This window comes from Aeromonas media (genome assembly GCF_020423125.1).
Classification (GTDB): domain Bacteria; phylum Pseudomonadota; class Gammaproteobacteria; order Enterobacterales; family Aeromonadaceae; genus Aeromonas; species Aeromonas media.
This window is the reverse complement of record NZ_CP075564.1, coordinates 1,329,845-1,346,441: the sequence shown is the minus strand read 5'-3', so window position 1 is coordinate 1,346,441 and position 16,597 is coordinate 1,329,845. Positions and strand designations below refer to the sequence as shown.

General features: G+C 59.6%; 13 protein-coding genes. 9 read left to right on the top strand and 4 right to left on the bottom strand.

Going from position 1 to position 16,597, the window contains the following annotated elements:
* Positions 1 to 107 precede the first annotated feature (107 nt).
* The 3 genes from dsdX to KI797_RS06360 all read left to right on the top strand — a co-directional run bounded on the left by dsdX (position 108) and on the right by KI797_RS06360 (position 3,301).
* Positions 108 to 1,445, top strand: coding sequence for a D-serine transporter DsdX (gene dsdX, locus KI797_RS06370; protein WP_043132495.1), 1,338 nt, complete (start codon positions 108 to 110; stop codon positions 1,443 to 1,445).
* 17 nt (positions 1,446 to 1,462) lie between these two features.
* A complete protein-coding gene (locus KI797_RS06365; RefSeq protein ID WP_043132494.1) occupies positions 1,463 to 2,794 on the top strand; it encodes a D-serine ammonia-lyase in 1,332 nt (443 codons plus the stop codon).
* A 330-nt stretch (positions 2,795 to 3,124) separates the two neighbouring features.
* Positions 3,125 to 3,301: a hypothetical protein gene (locus tag KI797_RS06360; protein WP_005328937.1), complete on the top strand. Its 177-nt coding sequence runs from the start codon at positions 3,125 to 3,127 to the stop codon at positions 3,299 to 3,301.
* A gap of 94 nt (positions 3,302 to 3,395) precedes the next feature.
* On the opposite strand, the gene icd is transcribed toward KI797_RS06360, so the two are convergent.
* Positions 3,396 to 4,649, bottom strand: a complete 1,254-nt coding sequence (gene icd / locus KI797_RS06355) for an NADP-dependent isocitrate dehydrogenase (protein WP_005328927.1) — start codon at positions 4,647 to 4,649, stop codon at positions 3,396 to 3,398.
* A 195-nt stretch (positions 4,650 to 4,844) separates the two neighbouring features.
* Entirely contained in the window at positions 4,845 to 5,720 is an 876-nt protein-coding gene (locus tag KI797_RS06350; RefSeq protein WP_041205357.1) for a helix-turn-helix transcriptional regulator, read from the bottom strand.
* 129 nt (positions 5,721 to 5,849) lie between these two features.
* On the opposite strand from KI797_RS06350, the gene manA reads away from it, so the two are divergent.
* Together manA and KI797_RS06340 are read left to right on the top strand one after the other, a co-directional pair.
* The gene (manA, locus tag KI797_RS06345; protein ID WP_226172073.1) at positions 5,850 to 7,049 is read left to right on the top strand and encodes a mannose-6-phosphate isomerase, class I; all 1,200 of its coding nucleotides are present in this window, start codon (positions 5,850 to 5,852) and stop codon (positions 7,047 to 7,049) included.
* 188 nt (positions 7,050 to 7,237) lie between these two features.
* Complete coding sequence (locus tag KI797_RS06340; protein WP_005328921.1) at positions 7,238 to 7,786, top strand: YgjV family protein; 549 nt, start codon at positions 7,238 to 7,240, stop codon at positions 7,784 to 7,786.
* 139 nt (positions 7,787 to 7,925) lie between these two features.
* On the opposite strand, the gene KI797_RS06335 is transcribed toward KI797_RS06340, so the two are convergent.
* Positions 7,926 to 8,075 (bottom strand): hypothetical protein, encoded by a 150-nt coding sequence (locus KI797_RS06335; RefSeq protein ID WP_005328920.1) that lies wholly within the window; start codon positions 8,073 to 8,075, stop codon positions 7,926 to 7,928.
* A gap of 674 nt (positions 8,076 to 8,749) precedes the next feature.
* Between KI797_RS06335 and KI797_RS06330 the strand changes: the two genes are divergently transcribed.
* A complete protein-coding gene (locus KI797_RS06330; RefSeq protein WP_005328918.1) occupies positions 8,750 to 10,636 on the top strand; it encodes a PTS fructose transporter subunit EIIC in 1,887 nt (628 codons plus the stop codon).
* 197 nt (positions 10,637 to 10,833) lie between these two features.
* Here KI797_RS06330 and KI797_RS06325 read toward each other — a convergent pair whose 3' ends face one another.
* Complete coding sequence (locus tag KI797_RS06325) at positions 10,834 to 13,158, bottom strand: Ig-like domain-containing protein (protein WP_041205355.1); 2,325 nt, start codon at positions 13,156 to 13,158, stop codon at positions 10,834 to 10,836.
* Between the two features lie 1,037 nt (positions 13,159 to 14,195).
* Between KI797_RS06325 and KI797_RS06320 the strand changes: the two genes are divergently transcribed.
* The 3 genes from KI797_RS06320 (at position 14,196) to KI797_RS06310 (ending at position 16,329) form a co-directional block, all read left to right on the top strand.
* A complete protein-coding gene (locus KI797_RS06320) occupies positions 14,196 to 14,621 on the top strand; it encodes a CopD family protein (RefSeq protein WP_226172071.1) in 426 nt (141 codons plus the stop codon).
* Positions 14,622 to 14,825: 204 nt separating this feature from the next.
* The gene (locus tag KI797_RS06315; RefSeq protein WP_041206859.1) at positions 14,826 to 15,080 is read left to right on the top strand and encodes a hypothetical protein; all 255 of its coding nucleotides are present in this window, start codon (positions 14,826 to 14,828) and stop codon (positions 15,078 to 15,080) included.
* A gap of 787 nt (positions 15,081 to 15,867) precedes the next feature.
* On the top strand, positions 15,868 to 16,329 hold the full coding sequence (locus tag KI797_RS06310; protein ID WP_226172068.1) for a GNAT family N-acetyltransferase: 462 nt from the start codon (positions 15,868 to 15,870) through the stop codon (positions 16,327 to 16,329).
* The last annotated feature ends 268 nt before the right edge of the window (positions 16,330 to 16,597 follow it).

Sequence of the window (16,597 nt, the reverse complement as noted above, 5' to 3'; positions counted from 1 at the left end):
ATCAACCCAGCTCATCCAAGAGGCCATTTTCATCATTTGTCAGCCCGACGTCCTTCCCGTTCAATAGGCCCATCATTTATCTCTAATCATCCTTGTCGAGGCGCAGTATGAATTCTGAAGTGTGGGTCGTCGGTACCTTGCTGACTAGCATCATTCTGATTGTCGTCACCATAGTGAAGGGCAAGGTACATCCTTTCCTCGCCTTGCTGCTGGCGAGCTTCTATGTGGGCACCATGATGGGAATGAACCCCGTCAAGATGGTCAATGCCATGGAAGAGGGCATAGGCGGCACCTTGGGCTTTCTCGCCGCCGTCATCGGCCTTGGTACCATACTCGGCAAGATGATGGAGGTGTCGGGGGCGGCGGAGCGCATCGGCCTCGCCCTGCAGAAGTGCCGCTGGCTTTCGCCCCAGGTGATCATGGTGCTGGTCGGTCTGGTGTGCGGCATCACGCTGTTTGTCGAGGTCGGGGTGGTGCTGCTCATTCCGCTGGCCTTCTCCATCGCCCGCAAGACCAGAACCTCGCTGCTGACCCTGGCCATTCCGCTCTGTACCGCCCTGATGGCCGTGCACTGCATAGTGCCGCCCCACCCGGCCGCCCTCTATGTTACCAACCAGCTGGGTGCCGATGTGGGATCCGTCATCGTCTATGGCCTCGCGGTCGGACTCTTTGCCTCCCTGGTGGGCGGCCCGCTGTTTCTGAAGCTGCTCGGCAAGCGGGTGCCATTCAAGGAGGTGCCCGACGCCTTTGCCGACATCCAGGCCCGCGATGAGGCAAGCCTCCCTACCTTGAGTGCCTCCCTCTTCACCGTGCTGCTGCCCATCTTGTTGATGCTGGCCAAGACGGTGGCCGAGCTCAACATGGATCACGCAAGCCACCTCTATACCGTGCTGGAGTTTATCGGCAACCCCATCACCGCCATGTTCATCGCCGCCTTCACCGCCTATTACGTACTGGGGATCCGTCAGCGTATGAAGATGGAAGGGCTGCTGGACCAGACAGAGCAGTGCTTCTCCTCCATTGCCAACATCTTGCTGATCATCGGCGCGGGTGGCGCCTTCAACGGCGTACTCAAGGCCAGCGGCCTGGGGGACAGCCTGGCGACCATCCTCTCCCAGCTGGACATGCACCCCATACTGCTGGCCTGGCTGGTCGCCATCATATTGCACGCCGCCGTGGGCTCGGCCACCGTCGCCATGATGGGGGCCACCGCCATCGTCTCCCCCATCATGGTGCACTACCCCGAGATAAGCCCCGAGATCATGACGCTCGCCATCGGCTCAGGCGCCATCGGCTGCACCATGGTGACAGACTCCCTGTTCTGGCTGGTCAAACAGTATTGCGGTGCCACCCTGAACGAAACGCTCAAGTACTACACCAGTGCCACCTTTGTCGCCTCCCTGATGGCGCTGGCCGGTACCTTCCTGCTCTCCTATATCGTGTAACAAGACCGAGACATCCCATGAAAAACATCGACGTCCAACAACTCATTACCCAATTCCCGCTGGTTCGCTCCCTGATCGCACTCGAACCCGTGACCTGGTTCAACCCCAAGGCCACCACGCTGGCGGTCGGTCTGCCCTATGTGGGCCTGGATGGCAACGATGTGGCGGATGCCTCCGCCCGCCTCGCCCGCTTCGCCCCCTACATGTGCGACGCCTTCCCCGAGACCCGCGTCAGCAAGGGCATTCTGGAGTCCGAGATCGCCGCCATCCCGGCCATGCAGGCAACGCTCAATGCGCGTTACGGCATCGAGGTAACCGGCAAGTTGCTGCTGAAAAAAGACAGCCACCTGCCCATCTCCGGCTCCATCAAGGCCCGTGGCGGCATCTATGAGGTGCTGACCCACGCCGAACGGCTGGCCATCAAGGCCGGGTTGCTCTGCGAGGAGGACGACTATCGCAAGCTGTTCACGGACGAGTTCCGCCAGTTCTTCGGCCAGTACAGCATTGCGGTGGGCTCGACCGGCAACCTCGGCATGTCCATCGGCATCATGAGTGCCAAGCTCGGTTTCACCGTCACCGTCCACATGTCTGCCGATGCGCGGGAGTGGAAGAAGCGCAAGTTGCGCGAACATGGCGTCATCGTGGTGGAATATGCCGAAGATTACGGGGTAGCGGTGGAGCAGGGTCGCAAGGAAGCCGAGCGCGATCCCAACTGCTTCTTCATCGACGACGAGAACTCCCGCACCCTGTTCCTCGGCTACTCGGTGGCGGGCGAGCGGGTGAAGAAGCAGTTCGACGAGATGGGCATCAAAGTGGATGCCGAGCATCCGCTGTTCGTCTACCTGCCCTGCGGCGTCGGTGGCGGCCCGGGCGGCGTGGCCTTTGGCCTCAAACTCGCGTTCGGGGACAACGTCCACTGCTTCTTCGCAGAACCGACCCACTCCCCCTGCATGTTGCTCGGGGTCCACACCGGCTTGCACGATGCCATTGCAGTGCAAGATCTCGGGATCGACAACCTCACCGCCGCCGACGGTCTCGCGGTGGGGCGCGCCTCCGGTTTCGTCGGCCGCGCCATGGAGCGGCTGCTGTCGGGCTTCTACACCCTGAGCGATCAGGAGATGTATGACCTGCTGGGGCTGCTGGCGCGGGATGAGCAGATCAAGCTCGAGCCCTCCGCCCTGGCAGGCATGCCGGGCCCCTGGCGGGTCAGTGCCGATGGCGAGTGGCAGACATCGCACGGTCTGGATGCCCGACGCATGATGCAGGCCACCCACCTGGTCTGGGCCACCGGCGGTGGCATGGTGCCCGCCGAGGAGATGGAAAAATACCTCGCCACTGCCCACCTCTGATCTTTTTTTCAACTAAAAAACCCGCCACCCTGGCGGGTTTTTCTCTTCTGGGATCAGCAAGATGGCATGCTCTTTGCCCAAGCTTTGCCGTTCCCCCTCCCCTTCCTCCTGCCGTCAATCCCCCCAAGTTGGTTATTTTGTGATACGATAGGGGCCGTTTTTTGACATCTGCGCCCCGTTGTCGCCTTGATCCTGCAAGATCACCACCCAGTCCGGTGGGCACAACACGCGGCGGCGCAGCACCACAAGTGACCCGGTTGAGTCAATGCTGGCGGCCTGTGCCAGCGAGCGACACGACACCAGGGACACCTTAGATAAGGAGATCGGGCTATGAAACAGTATCAAAGCTGGCTTGGACAATATCTGATGAGCCGTCGCGATGGCGATCACGCCATGGCGTCCGAGCTCGCCAACTCCATCTGCGAGTTCTGGCAGACGCAGGGCGATGAAGCCGAAAGCAGCAAGTGGCAACAGCTCTATCAACAGCACGTGGAAAAGACCACCTGATCACAGGTGCACCTTCAGGCCAGCGGCCTGTCACCCATAAAAAAACCGGCGCTCAGGGCGCCGGTTTTGCATTTTTTGCATTAAGAGAACCGGATTACATCTGGTCGACCATGTCCTGGGCGAACTGGGAGCAGGAGCGCAGGGTGGCACCTTCCATCAGACGCTCGAAGTCATAAGTCACGGTCTTGTTGGCGATGGCTGCCTCCATGCCCTTGACGATAAGATCGGCCGCTTCGACCCAGCCCATATGGCGCAGCATCATCTCGGCGGAGAGGATGAGGGAACCCGGGTTGACCTTGTCCTGGCCGGCGTATTTCGGCGCAGTACCGTGGGTTGCCTCGAACAGGGCCACGCCGTCACCGATGTTGGCACCCGGCGCGATGCCAATACCACCGACCTGAGCGGCCAGGGCGTCGGAGATGTAGTCACCGTTGAGGTTCATGCAGGCGATGACGTCATACTCGGCCGGACGCAGCAGTATCTGTTGCAGGAAGGCATCGGCGATGACGTCCTTGACGATGATGGTCTTGCCGGTCTTCGGGTTCTTGAAGGAACACCAGGGGCCGCCGTCGATGAGCTGGGCATCGTACTCTTTCTGGGCCAGGGCATAGCCCCAATCCTTGAAGGCACCTTCGGTGAACTTCATGATGTTGCCCTTGTGCACCAGGGTCACGGAGTCGCGATCGTTGTCGATGGCGTACTCGATGGCGGCACGGACCAGACGCTCGGTACCGGCCTTGGACATGGGCTTGATGCCGATGCCGCAGGACTCGGGGAAGCGGATCTTCTTCACGCCCATCTCGTTTTGCAGGAAGGCGATCACCTTCTTGGCTTCATCGCTGTCCGCCTTCCACTCGATGCCGGCGTAGATGTCTTCGGCGTTCTCGCGGAAGATCACCATGTCGGTCAGCTCGGGGTGCTTGACCGGGCTCGGGGTCCCTTCGTAGTAACGAACCGGGCGCAGGCAGATGTAGAGATCCAGCTCCTGACGCAGGGCCACGTTGAGGGAGCGAATACCGCCACCGACCGGGGTGGTCAGCGGGCCCTTGATGGCCACGCAGTATTCACGAATGAAATCCAGGGTTTCGGCCGGCAGCCAGGCACCTTCGCCATAGACATGAGTCGATTTCTCGCCGGTATAAATCTCCATCCAGGCGATCTTGCGCTCGCCCTTGTAGGCTTTCTCGACCGCAGCGTTCACCACGTTCAGCATGGCCGGGGTCACGTCCACACCGATACCATCCCCTTCGATAAACGGAATGATGGGATTGTGGGGAACCTGCAGCTTGCCGCTGGCATCGACGGTGATTTTCTGACCCTGGGTCGGGATAACTACTTTGCTTTCCATCGGCATCTCCTAACTTCCGTTTGTTATCAATCTGATCGTTGATCGTTGCGCGCGGCCATCTTAGCCCATCCATTTGCATAATCAAATGGCGGGCGTGCATGTCCGACCATAGTCGAGTACTGGATCACAATGCCCACCCTCTCCCCCCGGGATGAGGATCCTGCCATTGCCATCGAGGCATGGCGCCAGCCTTTGTCATGGCGTCAGGCTCTCGCTTTGCCCCTGGGGCTGGCTCAGGGCGCGGTACTGGGAGGGGGTGAGCCCGGTCTTCTGCTTGAACACCCGGCAGAAATAGTTCACATCCATGTAACCACAGCGGCTCGCCACCTCTTCGAGACGGAAGCGGTATTTTTTCAGCATGAACTTGGCCCTATCGATGCGTACCCAGCTGATGTAGTCCGCCAGGCGCATGTGGCCCTGCTCGCGAAACAGGTGGGAGAGGTGGCTCGCCGAGACGTTGAAGCGGTGGGCAATGGAATCACGGCTGATGGGGCGGTGAAAATTCTCCTGGATATAGATGCAGATGCCGTGAAACAGCTCAGCCCCTCGCGGCCGCTCGAAGGCGGACTCCGTCAGCAGTTGACGGGCGCTGGTGAGCAGCGCCTGCAACAGGTGGTTGTCGGTGGGGGAGCGGCCCTGATCTTCCACCAGCACGTTGAGGGCCGCCAGTATGTGTTCGTTCACATGACCGGCCCGGGCCATGATGCTGTGCTTTTGCACGTCGAAGAAATCCGGGTCCTCCCGCCGTTTGCTCACCAGGCTGAAACCGAGCTGACGCTTGCCAAACAGCAGGCTCAGCACAGAGCAGTCCGTGGTCCAGAGCGGCTTGTTCCAGCCGTTGGGGGGGATGTAGAGCGCCTGCCCCGGCAACACGCTGACCTCCTGGCAACCCGACTCCCTGTCCCAGATCTGGTTGAGGTACTCACCGCTGAACACCAGCTCGAGGCGCGGGAAGTTGACCTGATAGCTGAAGCCGGGGGGCACCCCCTGATCCTGGGCGAACCAGATCTGCTCGAAGGGAACTTGGTCGTGGAGAGCGCCGTCGAGCAGCTGGCTGAAGATGAGTGACATGATGATCCCGATCAAGAGAGAGGCAAGCGATTGCGGCGGCAAAGGCCGCCCATGTTATAGTCCGGGCCGGACCGTCAATTCCACCCTTTTCTTCACCCGACTTTCTTCACACCAAATGAGGCGTCCCTTATGAGCAGTCGCGATCTGCCCTCCTTTTTGTTGATGCAAAATCCGATTCAAGGCTACGACTGGGGCAGCCATGACGCCCTGACCACCCTGTTTGGCATCCCCAATCCAACTGGCAAACCCCAGGCGGAACTCTGGATGGGGGCCCACCCCAACGGCTGCTCCGAGGTGGTGCTGGCGGGGGATGTGCAGAAACTCTCGACCCTGATAAACAGCGCCCCCGCCACCGTGTTGGGGGACGCCACCCAGGCCCGCTTCGGCAGCCTGCCCTTCCTGTTCAAGGTGCTGTGCGCCGAAAATGCCCTCTCCATCCAGGTGCACCCAAGCAAGGCCCAGGCTGAAGCCGGTTTTGCCAGGGAAGAGGCCGCCGGCATCGATATCAAGGCGAGCAATCGCAACTACAAGGACCCCAACCACAAGCCGGAGCTGGTGTTTGCCCTCACCCCCTATCAGGCGATGAACGGCTTTCGCGCCATTCCCGCCATCCTGGCGCTGTTCGAGCGGGTCAAGCTGGCGACCATCGCCGATCTGGTCGCGGACCTTGCCGCCAATCAGAACGAAGCGGGCTTGCAACACTTCTTCCACCAGTTGCTGATCCTGACCGGGCCACGCAAGGAAGACGCCCTGGCGGGTCTGCTGGCCTATGCCGCCGCCCATCAGGACGAGGAGACCTTTGCCCTCGTCACCAGTCTGGCCGCCCAGTATCCGGGGGATGTGGGCCTCTTCTCGCCGCTCTTGCTGAACGTGGTGACCCTGCAGCCGGGTCAGGCCATGTATCTGGATGCCTGCACCCCCCACGCCTATGTGCGCGGCACCGGCCTCGAGATCATGGCCAACTCCGACAACGTGCTACGCGCCGGGCTGACCCCCAAGTACATAGACGTGGCCGAGCTGCTGGACTGCACCCGCTGCCTGGCCAAGCCGGACGACCAGATCCTGCTCAGTCCCCGCATGGAAGGCGCCGTGCAGCACTACGACGTCCCCGTACCGGACTTCACCTTCAGCGTCTACCCGGCTGGTGAGCATGCACTCACCACCGCCAGCGCCGAGATCCTGTTTGCCATCGATGGCACCGTCATCCTTCAGCAAGGTAAGCAGTCACTGCGCCTGGAGAAAGGGCAATCCGCCTTTATCCCCGCCGCCACCGGCAGCTACCAGCTGCTGGCCGATGGCCGGGTCGCCCGTGCTGGCAACCGCTGCTAAGACATCATCAGCAACATCGTGAATAGACGAGGGCCATCTTCTGATGGCCCTCGCTTCGAAGGCTTCCCCATGCATGATCCCTTGACTCCATCAGTCCCGCTCACCGCCCAGCTTCCCAAGGCGCAGCCAATTCTTAGCCCGCGCAATGAACGCTGGGTGCGAACACGGTTCCTGCGCCGGGGTGGCCTGTGAGCCTGGATCTCGGCGGACTGATGCCGCTCTGGACGCTGTTCCAGCAACAACCTCTGGCACAGGGCATCGGCCTCGCCGCCATGCTGGTCGGGATCAGCGCCTTCCGGCAACGGGATGACGGGCGCTTTCGGTTGCGGCTCTGCCTCTATCAGGCGGCCATCGCCCTCCACTTCTTCCTGATGGGGGCCGGCACCGCGGCCCTCAGTGCAGGCCTCAGTTGCATTCGCACCACCGCCTCTGGGTACACCCGCAGCCCCTGGGTGATGCTGTTGTTCCTGCTTCTGGTCTGGGGGCTCGGCATTCCCGGGATCACCAGCGCGGTACAGTGGCTGCCCATCATAGGTACCACCATCGGCACCTGGGGACTGTTTCGGGCCCAGGGCATCACGCTGCGACTCAGCATGCTGGCGGGTGGCCTGTGCTGGACCAGCCACAACATCTTGATCGGCTCCATCGGCGGCAGCCTGATTGAGCTGAGCTTCCTGTTCGTCAACTGCCACACCATGTACCGCATGTGGCGACAACCGCAGTCGAGCCCTGCCTGATCCCTTGCCCTCAGGTGTCGCTGGCCGCAGTCAAGGAATGAGGAAGGCCGATAGCGGCCTTGAAAAAAACCACCGCCCTGAGTCAGGGCGGTGGTTTTTCATTATCTGCTCAACCGATGGCCATCACGGCCGTCGGGGGCTAGTGTTCTGCCGCTTCCGGCTGGGGAGCTTCCGAGCGTTCCCGCTGCAGTTCATCGACCCTGGCTTGCCATTTGTCATGGGCCTGTTTTTGCCCTTGTGACTCGAATTCCTGGCGCATGGTGTCGATTTCTTGGTCAAGTTTTTCCATCAGGATGTCTCCTTGTATCTCGGGTTACACACTGGCTGACGGCGCTGTTGGCCAACCTGCTCTATTCGATTGGACACCAATTATTCCCCGATTGTCCAACTAAATAAACGATTTATTATGCAAAAGCCAATCTATAAAACAGCAAAAAGCCTCTTGTGAGACCATATTAAACCCTCCAGAACAGGCGCGACAAAAACACACATTTAGCTTAATTATCAATTACTTGAATTCATAACACCCGACCTTTCCGCCGCCCTTTTCGAGGCCATCTGGTTATGCACATATTTTTTCACGCCCTCCGCTCAACTCCGCCTTGCCGGTGCACAACCGCTCCCGGGCCACACTTTTGCCGGATGGCTCACATTTCAGGGCGCGGCCATGGCGCACAAATCTCCAATCCTCTCGCCTGACTTTGGGTCGGCATGTCGCCGCCACCTTCTGATAAGATCGTCAAAAAACAAATCAACCATCTGTTTTAAAAAGAAATAAAAAATAATCCTCCGTTCTGGAAAGACGATATCAAAATGCGAACGGGGTCACAGGATGAGGTGGGCGACACAAAAATCCAGTAAAGGGCACATATGTCCGATTTCGACCCGGGGGTAAGGGCGAAACAATAGGCGGGTCAATTGTTACTCATCACAACGGCTCCAAGAAGGAGCCAGGAGACACCTATGCTCACCTCCTTGATAGACGAAGGACTGATCTGCCTTGACATAGCGGCCAATGACAAACAGGGGCTCTTTGTGGAGCTGGCTGCCCGGCTCAAGGCCAGCGGCAAGATAGCCAATCAGGATCAATTCGTGCGCGACCTCTGGGCGCGAGAAAACCTCGACAACACAGGGTTTGAACAGGGAGTTGCCCTGCCCCACGCCAAGAGCGAGGCGGTGCTGCAGCCCGCCATCGTCATCGGCATCAGCCGTCAGGGCATCGACTACGGCGCCGAAGATGGCTTGCCCTCCAGGCTGTTCTTCATGATTGCCTCCCCGGCAGGGGGCGCCAACCACCATATCGAGGTGCTGGCCGAGCTCTCCACCAAGCTGCTGGAGCCCGGCTTCATTGCCGGAATGCAGGCTGCCACCAGCAAGGCAGAGGTGCTCAAGCTGCTGGCGGCGGCGCCTCCGACCAGCCTCCGACCACAGACAAAAGTTCAACCCCAGCCGTCAGAGCCGGTCGATCGCAGCCTCAAGGGCCAGCTCAATACCCTCAAGCAGCACCTGCTGTTCGGCACCTCCCACATGATCCCCTTCATCGTCGCGGGGGGCGTCTTGCTGTCACTCTCGGTGATGATGAGCGGCAAGGGTGCCGTACCCGAGGCCGGGGTACTCAAGGACATGGCCGACATGGGGATCGCGGGGCTGACCCTGTTTACCGCCGTGCTCGGTGGCTATATCGCCTACTCCATGGCGGACAAACCGGGCCTGGCCCCCGGCATGATCGGCTCCTGGATTGCGGTGCAGCAGTTCCACACTGGCTTTCTCGGCGCCATCCTGGTGGGCTTTATCGCCGGCCTCATCGTCAATCAGCTCAAACGCATCAAGCTGCCGGACTCCATGAGTTCGCTCGGCTCCATCTTCATCTACCCGCTGATCGGCACCTTCCTGGTGTGCGGCATCGTCATGTGGGTCATCGGGGCGCCCATCGCCGCCATGATGGAGGGGATGAACCACTGGCTCTCCAGCATGGCGGGCTCCGGCAAGGTGATGCTGGGCGCCATCCTCGGCGGCATGACCGCCTTTGACATGGGCGGCCCCATCAACAAGGTCGCCACCCTGTTCGCCCAGACCCAGGTCAACACCCAACCCTGGCTGATGGGGGGTGTCGGCATCGCCATCTGCGTGCCGCCGCTCGGCATGGCGCTGGCGACCCTGCTCTCGCCCAAGCGCTACAAGAAGGAGGAGCGTGAAGCAGGCAAGGCGGCCGCCATCATGGGCATGATCGGCATCAGCGAGGGGGCCATTCCCTTTGCCGCCGCCGATCCGGTGCGCGTCATCCCGGCCATCGTCGCGGGCGGCATCGTCGGCAACGTCACCGGCTTCATGATGCACAGCATCAACCACGCCCCTTGGGGCGGCTGGATAGTACTGCCGGTGGTGGAAGGCAAGATGGGCTATATCCTCGGCACCATCCTCGGTGCCCTGACCACGGCCCTTGTCGTCAACCTGCTGAAAAAGCCGGTGACCGACGAGGAAGAGGTCACCACCCCGGATGGCGGCTATGAGGCCATCGAAGCAGAAGGAGAAGCTGACGTACTCGCCATCACCGCCTGCCCCTCCGGCGTCGCCCATACCTTCCTCGCCGCCAAGAGCCTGCAAAAGGCGGCCGCCAAGGCGGGGATCAAGCTGAAAGTGGAGACCCAGGGCGCCAACGGCATCATCAACCGCATCACGGCAAAGGACGTGGCCAACGCCCGCTGCGTCATCCTGGCCCATGACGTGGCCATCAAGCACCGGGATCGCTTCGCCAATATCGACATCATCGATGTCAAAACGAAGGATGCTATCCACAATCCAGATGGATTGCTGGCCCGCACCCTGGAAGGCAGCAGCAAGGTAGCCTGACGAGGCTGAATTAGCCGTGCTGAACATAAGGGGCCCCGAGGCCCCTTTTTGCCGTGGCAGGAGATGCGGTTGCGAGCTCACCGCCCCTGCACCACGCCTTGCCATCCCCATAAGCAATCCGGCGCCAATGGTGGGCGCCGGATAGGTCGTGGTGACTGCTCAGCCAGGCTGGCTTGTCTGGTCTATGCGCCGCAGGATCAGGGGGTCGGCTTGACCAGGGTATCGAGTCCGCTCACCACCAGGGTGCCTCTGCCTCGGGTCATCTTGTGGAAGTTGGTGCCTTGCTGGGATGGATTGTCTGTCCTGGCCAGCAGGGTGGCCCCGTTGTTGTAGTTCTGGATCTCGGTGGCGGTGAGTGGCCGATCAGACAGGATCAGCAGCAGAACACGGAACGTCTTCCGCGAGTTAACGGCGCTCGGCACCCTGGGTTTCTGGTCGGCCGGGATCAGGGCATAGGCATAGAGACTGGCGGGATCCGTCATCTCGGAGGCGTCCATCAACCCCATCAGGTAGAGCTCGATATCGGCGTAATTCGCACTCACATCGTTCAACTGCCCCTTGATCCCAAGCTCGTTTCCCCAGTGGCCAGGATAGCTGGTCGGCACCACCCAGTTTGCCCAGCGATGGGTCATCTCATGCAGGATGGGCCCGTAGGTGGAGGTCGACAGATACTGCTTCTTGTACAAGAAGGAAATGCCCTGCAGCTTGCCGTCCGAGTGAAACACCGCCGTGTTATCAAACATAGAGAGCCCGATACCAGAGACGTCGTTCTTGATGTGGGTGAACTCGCCGGTGGGCATACCCAGGGGCTTCGCCTCGTTGTTCATCAGCACGGTGATAAAGTCGAACTGGTCCTGAAACTGGCCATAGACCCGCCCGGTCAGATCTTTCAGCGCCGCCTGCCCCTCGGGGGAGTTGATGGAGGTCGCATTCCAGAATGCGAACGCCTCCGGGCTCAGTTGCAACGAGGCTATCTGGTTTTGCCGCGGTTCGATGACGATGGGGGCCTCAGGGGCCATCGGCATCACGGTGAGCTGCGCCGACGTGCTGGTGACACCGCCCAGATTGGCGGTAATGAGCGCCATCCCCTCGCTCAGACCGATCGCCTCCCCCCGGCTACCAGAGGCATTGCTGATGGGCGCGACGGCAGACGCATCGGAGGACCAGAAGGTGGCCTCGTCGTCCGTCACATCCTGGTTGCTGCCATCGGAGAGGGTGGCCATGGCCTGATACTGCACCTTGTCCCCCACCATCACGGAGGCATCCGGTGGCGTCACGTCCAGGCTGGTCACCACGGCGGATGATACCGTCACCGGAGCCGAATCGGTGAAGGCTGCACCGTCGAGCGTGCCATTCGCCATGATGGTGGCAGTTCCCACCGCCAGGCCGGTCACCAGCCCCTTGCTCCCCGCCTGGTTGCTGACGCTCGCAATCCCGGGTTGGTTGCTTTGCCACTGAATGAGGGGGTTGTCGGTGACATCGAACGAGGTCCCATCGGTGAGATAGGCCGTGGCGGCAACCTGTGTTTGCAGACCGACCGCAATGTCACCCCCCATCAATTGCACCTCGATCCCGATGACGGCGGCCGAGCTCACCCTGAGCGACTCGGTCGCCTCGAGAGAAACTCCGTTCACCATGCCGCTCACTCCTATGGTGACACTCCCCGGTGTCAGCCCGGTGACCAGCCCGGTCTCGCTGATACTCGCCACCGCCGGATCGCTGCTGCTCCAGGTCAAGGCGTCATGTCCGGTCACCTCGATGGGGTCACTGCCATCGGACAGGGCGGCAAATGCGTGCACCTGCGCGCTCAATCCCATGGGTAACGGATCCTCCGGCGTATGGATATCCAGCCCGGTGATCACGGCATCCGTCACCGCCAGCGGGACAGAAGCCTGGAAGGACGCGTCGTTGAGGGTGCCACTGGCCTCAATGTTCGGCTCCCCGACTGCTACCCCGGTGGCGACGCCCTTCTTGCCGGCGTCGTTGCTGACCAGGGCGCTGCCCTCGTCACTGCTGCGCCACTGCAGGCCTGCTGCGTTGGTCACGTCTCGCGACTGGCCGTCGGAGAAGGTGGCGATGGCCACGAAGGTCTGACTCAATCCCACCGGTACTCTGGCCATGGTCGGGGTCAGTTGCAGCTCGGTCACATAGGCATCGATCACCTCCACCCTGGCGGTGGCGCTGTGAGATTCACCATTGACAGTGCCCGTCGTGGTAATGGTGGCCGTGCCCGGGCCAACCCCGGTGGCGAGGCCCTGCTCATCCACGGTGACCACGGCGGTGTCGCTGCTGGTCCAGACGATGTCAGGATGACGGGTCACGTCCTGCACAGCACCATCATCCCAGGTCGCCTGCGCCTGGAACTGCTGCTCGACGCCGACGGGAAACCTGGCCTCCTTGGGACTTATCTGCAGCGAGGCGAGGGAGGAACCCTCCCCCGTTGAACCCTCATCGTCATCGCCGCCACACCCCAACAGCGCCAGGGCTGCCAATCCTGCTATCAAAAACTTGCCCAATGCCATTACCCATTTCTCCCTAAACCATTCCCTTGTCCGACTCGCCCAGAGTGAGCCGGGGCCGCCTGTCGCTACGGCTGTTTGAACCTGGCGGGGAGTAGAACAACGGGGCATTTTGCCGTCCACCGAAAGCCACGGCGAAGACAGGCTGGGTTAAGAAAACCGCGATGAAACCAGGCAATCCGCCCCTGGTCCATCGCCGCCCCCGGCGTACGCCAATGAATGAGGCCCTTTCGGGCCCCTGTCATTGCCAATCAGGACTCATGGCGCCGGGCGCAGGCTGAGTGTCATACCAAGGCTCATGCGATCCCCTCGGCCGAGCAGGCGCAAGCCGGGGTGACCGGCCAGGTGGTGGGCATTGGCTGCGTGACTCCGGGGTTCCAGACAGACAAAGCCTCTGACCTCATCGGGCATGTGAATAGGTGACATCTGCCATCCCATGAGAACACAGGGCCAGACAGAGATGGCGACATCAGCCATCCGTTTCTACGAATCCAGAAGCCTGCTCAGCAAGGTGAGCGATATCGAGGCACGGGAGGCTCGACTGCGTCAGAACAAGCTGCCGTTGCAGGCCTGCTCCCGCCGGAGGAGCCCAACCCCGACGAGATGTCGTGCGAGGAGAACGCCGCCCGGGTATTGGCCAGCATGGGCATACTGTCCCCAGGGCAGCCCTGAGCCCGGCACGATCGGCTTGGCGCGCTTGCCCTCCTCTGCTGCCCCGCCAGCCCCCCGTCCCTTGTCACAAAGAGGATTGCACTTGCCATCGATAAGGCATCCCGGTGCAGACGCCGTCCGCGCCCCTCGCAACCAAGGGCCCTTGTCTCGGGGAATTTATTGATCTTGAACAGGATTTATCCAGTATGGCGTTTTGCAAAATCATGCCATTGGTTAACATGTTTACCTCATCGCCAGCCATGGCGAGGGAATGTCCATGGGGGGCGCCACGGCTCGAAGAGTGCCGCAGGGTCACCATATGTTCGGTATCAATGGCTCGATTTATTGGCACTAGATAGCTGAGGTAGACGATGTACGGATTGGCACTGTTGTTACATATACTGGCGGCCACCATCTGGACGGGGGGACACATAGTGCTGTCGGTGGTCGTACTGCCAAAGGTATTGAGAGAACGCTCACCCGCCAGGTTGCTGGAGTTTGAGTCGGTTTACGAAAAGATCGGCATGCCGGCACTGATCATCCAGGTGATAACGGGCCTGTTTCTGGCCTATCGAATGCTGCCGGATGTCAGCCAGTGGCTGGACTTTTCCAATCCCCTCTCCCACCCGATCCTGTTGAAACTGTCGCTGCTGACCTTGACGCTCTGCTTCGCCATGAGTGCACGGTTTAGAGTCATCCCCCATCTGTCCGAGAAAAACCTCACCACCATGGCCTGGCATATCATCCCGGTGACGATTATCTCCATCCTGTTTGTCATCACCGGCGTGTCGTTCAGAACCGGGTGGTTCTATTGATGCTTGGGAATGAGCAGGACTAAAATATCCATTCCCCGGTATAGCATCCCGGCTTTAACTCCCCCAATACTGCCGGGTGGGCCGAATCGTTGAACCCGACGCCACCCAAGTCGGTTAGGCCGTGACACAGCCCCTGAACGGGGAGTTGAGAGCCAAGTGGAAAAGATTATGATGGGCGCCCCCCACCTCGAGAGCGACGCCAGTATGACAACCTTGAGCGAACCGTGCGAAATCCATCGTTGCGACCGCTGCGGCGAGCGCACCCGCCATATAGTGGTGCTGGTCCCTCGCGACCACAGCCAGGACGTGATGCCCAAAGAGCCGCGCAAGGCCTTCTGGCAAGCCTTTCGCGCAAGCACGATCACTAACTGGGCATTTGGCTCGACCCTGGCCTACCAGACCACCCATGTAAAGCACTTGATCTGCGAACGCTGCGGCGAGACCTTTCTCGAGTATTGAGCCCTGTTCCTAGCGCCATGTCACAAAGTGGCTGGCGCCTCTGCGGTAACTCAAGTCAGCCCCGCCAATTCCGCGCTGGCCGCCCCCCTGAACAAGCCATTTGTTGATCCCGAGCCGGTTTTTATCGGCTCCCTGTGTTACTACCGCACCGCTTTGATTAAGATGTTCCACTTGGCTACCAATGCCTTTGTGGAGTCGCATCCATGACACAGATCTATCACGCCATTTCAGGTCAATCGCAGATGAAAAGCAGCAAGTTGGAGGCTGAGATCCAGGGGCGGTAGCTTAGTCTGATGAAAAGGTGAAGGTCTTGAATATGTCTTCGCGAAAGTCCGATTACGCTGCGCTAATCGAACCTACAGTTCTAATCGGAGCGACACTTAACCGAGTGTATTAGAATCAGCATTCCGATTTTTCCAAGAAACTGACAGTATTGACTGGTTAGATTTAAACGTCCTTTCAAACAACATTCCCGCAAAGAGCTTGTATTTGAGGTGTGGCTTCAAAACCATAGGTTAAGCATCTGATTTTTATCGCATTGATGGATAATCAGTGTCAGAAACCACGATGACTCTCTGCACAAAAAAACATGTATAAGGAATGATTTTAGAGATGTACAGATCTAGTTATCGCCTGACACCGGCCTCAAACTGCATAACAAAACGGTACCCCTACCGTGTTATCTGGAGTCACCGTATGACCACTCCCTTTTGTGGGCAATTGTCAGGTGAATACCATCTCCATACAGAGCCTCAACTTTTATATACATGAGATAGGTGATTATAAGATGCAGATAAGAACAGCCTGCAGACATGAACTGGATATCATCTATCTTATGGGCTTCGATGTTTGGGGTGAGGGTCTGTCCCGAGATGAATTTCTTGCTGGTTGTCAAAACAGCAAGAAATACCAGTCCGGTGTTTGGTATGTATTGGTTGTCGATGAAAAGCCGGTCTCTTCCCTTATCGTCTATAGCGACCTATTTGGCCTCGGCCAGGGTTGTTTTGGTATCGGCTCCCTGGCAACGGATCCCGCGATGAGAGGAAAGGGGTTTGGCTCCCAGCTGCTGTGCGGCGTGACAGAAATGCTCCTGAACGCTCCAAATACTGTCGCTACTTTTCTGCATGCGGATATCGGCCATCACTACTACGAGAGGCTGGGATATAGGCGCATTCCGGGGGGGGAGGATTGCATGTATTTCTCTCTTGGGCTGTCACGCTATGTCGGTGAACCGCCGACCTACTTTTAATCCACCTCCAGCCACCATCCATAATGGCTGCCACCCGATGGCTAACGACTTTTCTCCACCTTTCCCCTCGCTTGCTTCTCCTCTCAACCTCCCCATGACCGCCATTTACGTGCGTTGGCTCACATCTAGAAGCCTCTTCGTACCTCACAAATTTACAGGAATGCAGCTCCCCTCGCTCAGGTGAGGACTAGCTCAATGGATGAAAAATATCGGTAAGAACACCTTCAACCAATTGATTTTTAACTACAAGAATTCATTACTCGATTCA

Coding starts and splice junctions, on each gene's coding strand:
- dsdX (WP_043132495.1), top strand. CDS start 108: ATGAATTCTGAAGTGTGGGTCGTCGGTACCTTGCTGACTAGCATCATT.
- KI797_RS06365 (WP_043132494.1), top strand. CDS start 1,463: ATGAAAAACATCGACGTCCAACAACTCATTACCCAATTCCCGCTGGTT.
- KI797_RS06360 (WP_005328937.1), top strand. CDS start 3,125: ATGAAACAGTATCAAAGCTGGCTTGGACAATATCTGATGAGCCGTCGC.
- icd (WP_005328927.1), bottom strand. CDS start 4,649: ATGGAAAGCAAAGTAGTTATCCCGACCCAGGGTCAGAAAATCACCGTC.
- KI797_RS06350 (WP_041205357.1), bottom strand. CDS start 5,720: ATGTCACTCATCTTCAGCCAGCTGCTCGACGGCGCTCTCCACGACCAA.
- manA (WP_226172073.1), top strand. CDS start 5,850: ATGAGCAGTCGCGATCTGCCCTCCTTTTTGTTGATGCAAAATCCGATT.
- KI797_RS06335 (WP_005328920.1), bottom strand. CDS start 8,075: ATGGAAAAACTTGACCAAGAAATCGACACCATGCGCCAGGAATTCGAG.
- KI797_RS06330 (WP_005328918.1), top strand. CDS start 8,750: ATGCTCACCTCCTTGATAGACGAAGGACTGATCTGCCTTGACATAGCG.
- KI797_RS06325 (WP_041205355.1), bottom strand. CDS start 13,158: ATGGCATTGGGCAAGTTTTTGATAGCAGGATTGGCAGCCCTGGCGCTG.
- KI797_RS06315 (WP_041206859.1), top strand. CDS start 14,826: ATGACAACCTTGAGCGAACCGTGCGAAATCCATCGTTGCGACCGCTGC.
- KI797_RS06310 (WP_226172068.1), top strand. CDS start 15,868: ATGCAGATAAGAACAGCCTGCAGACATGAACTGGATATCATCTATCTT.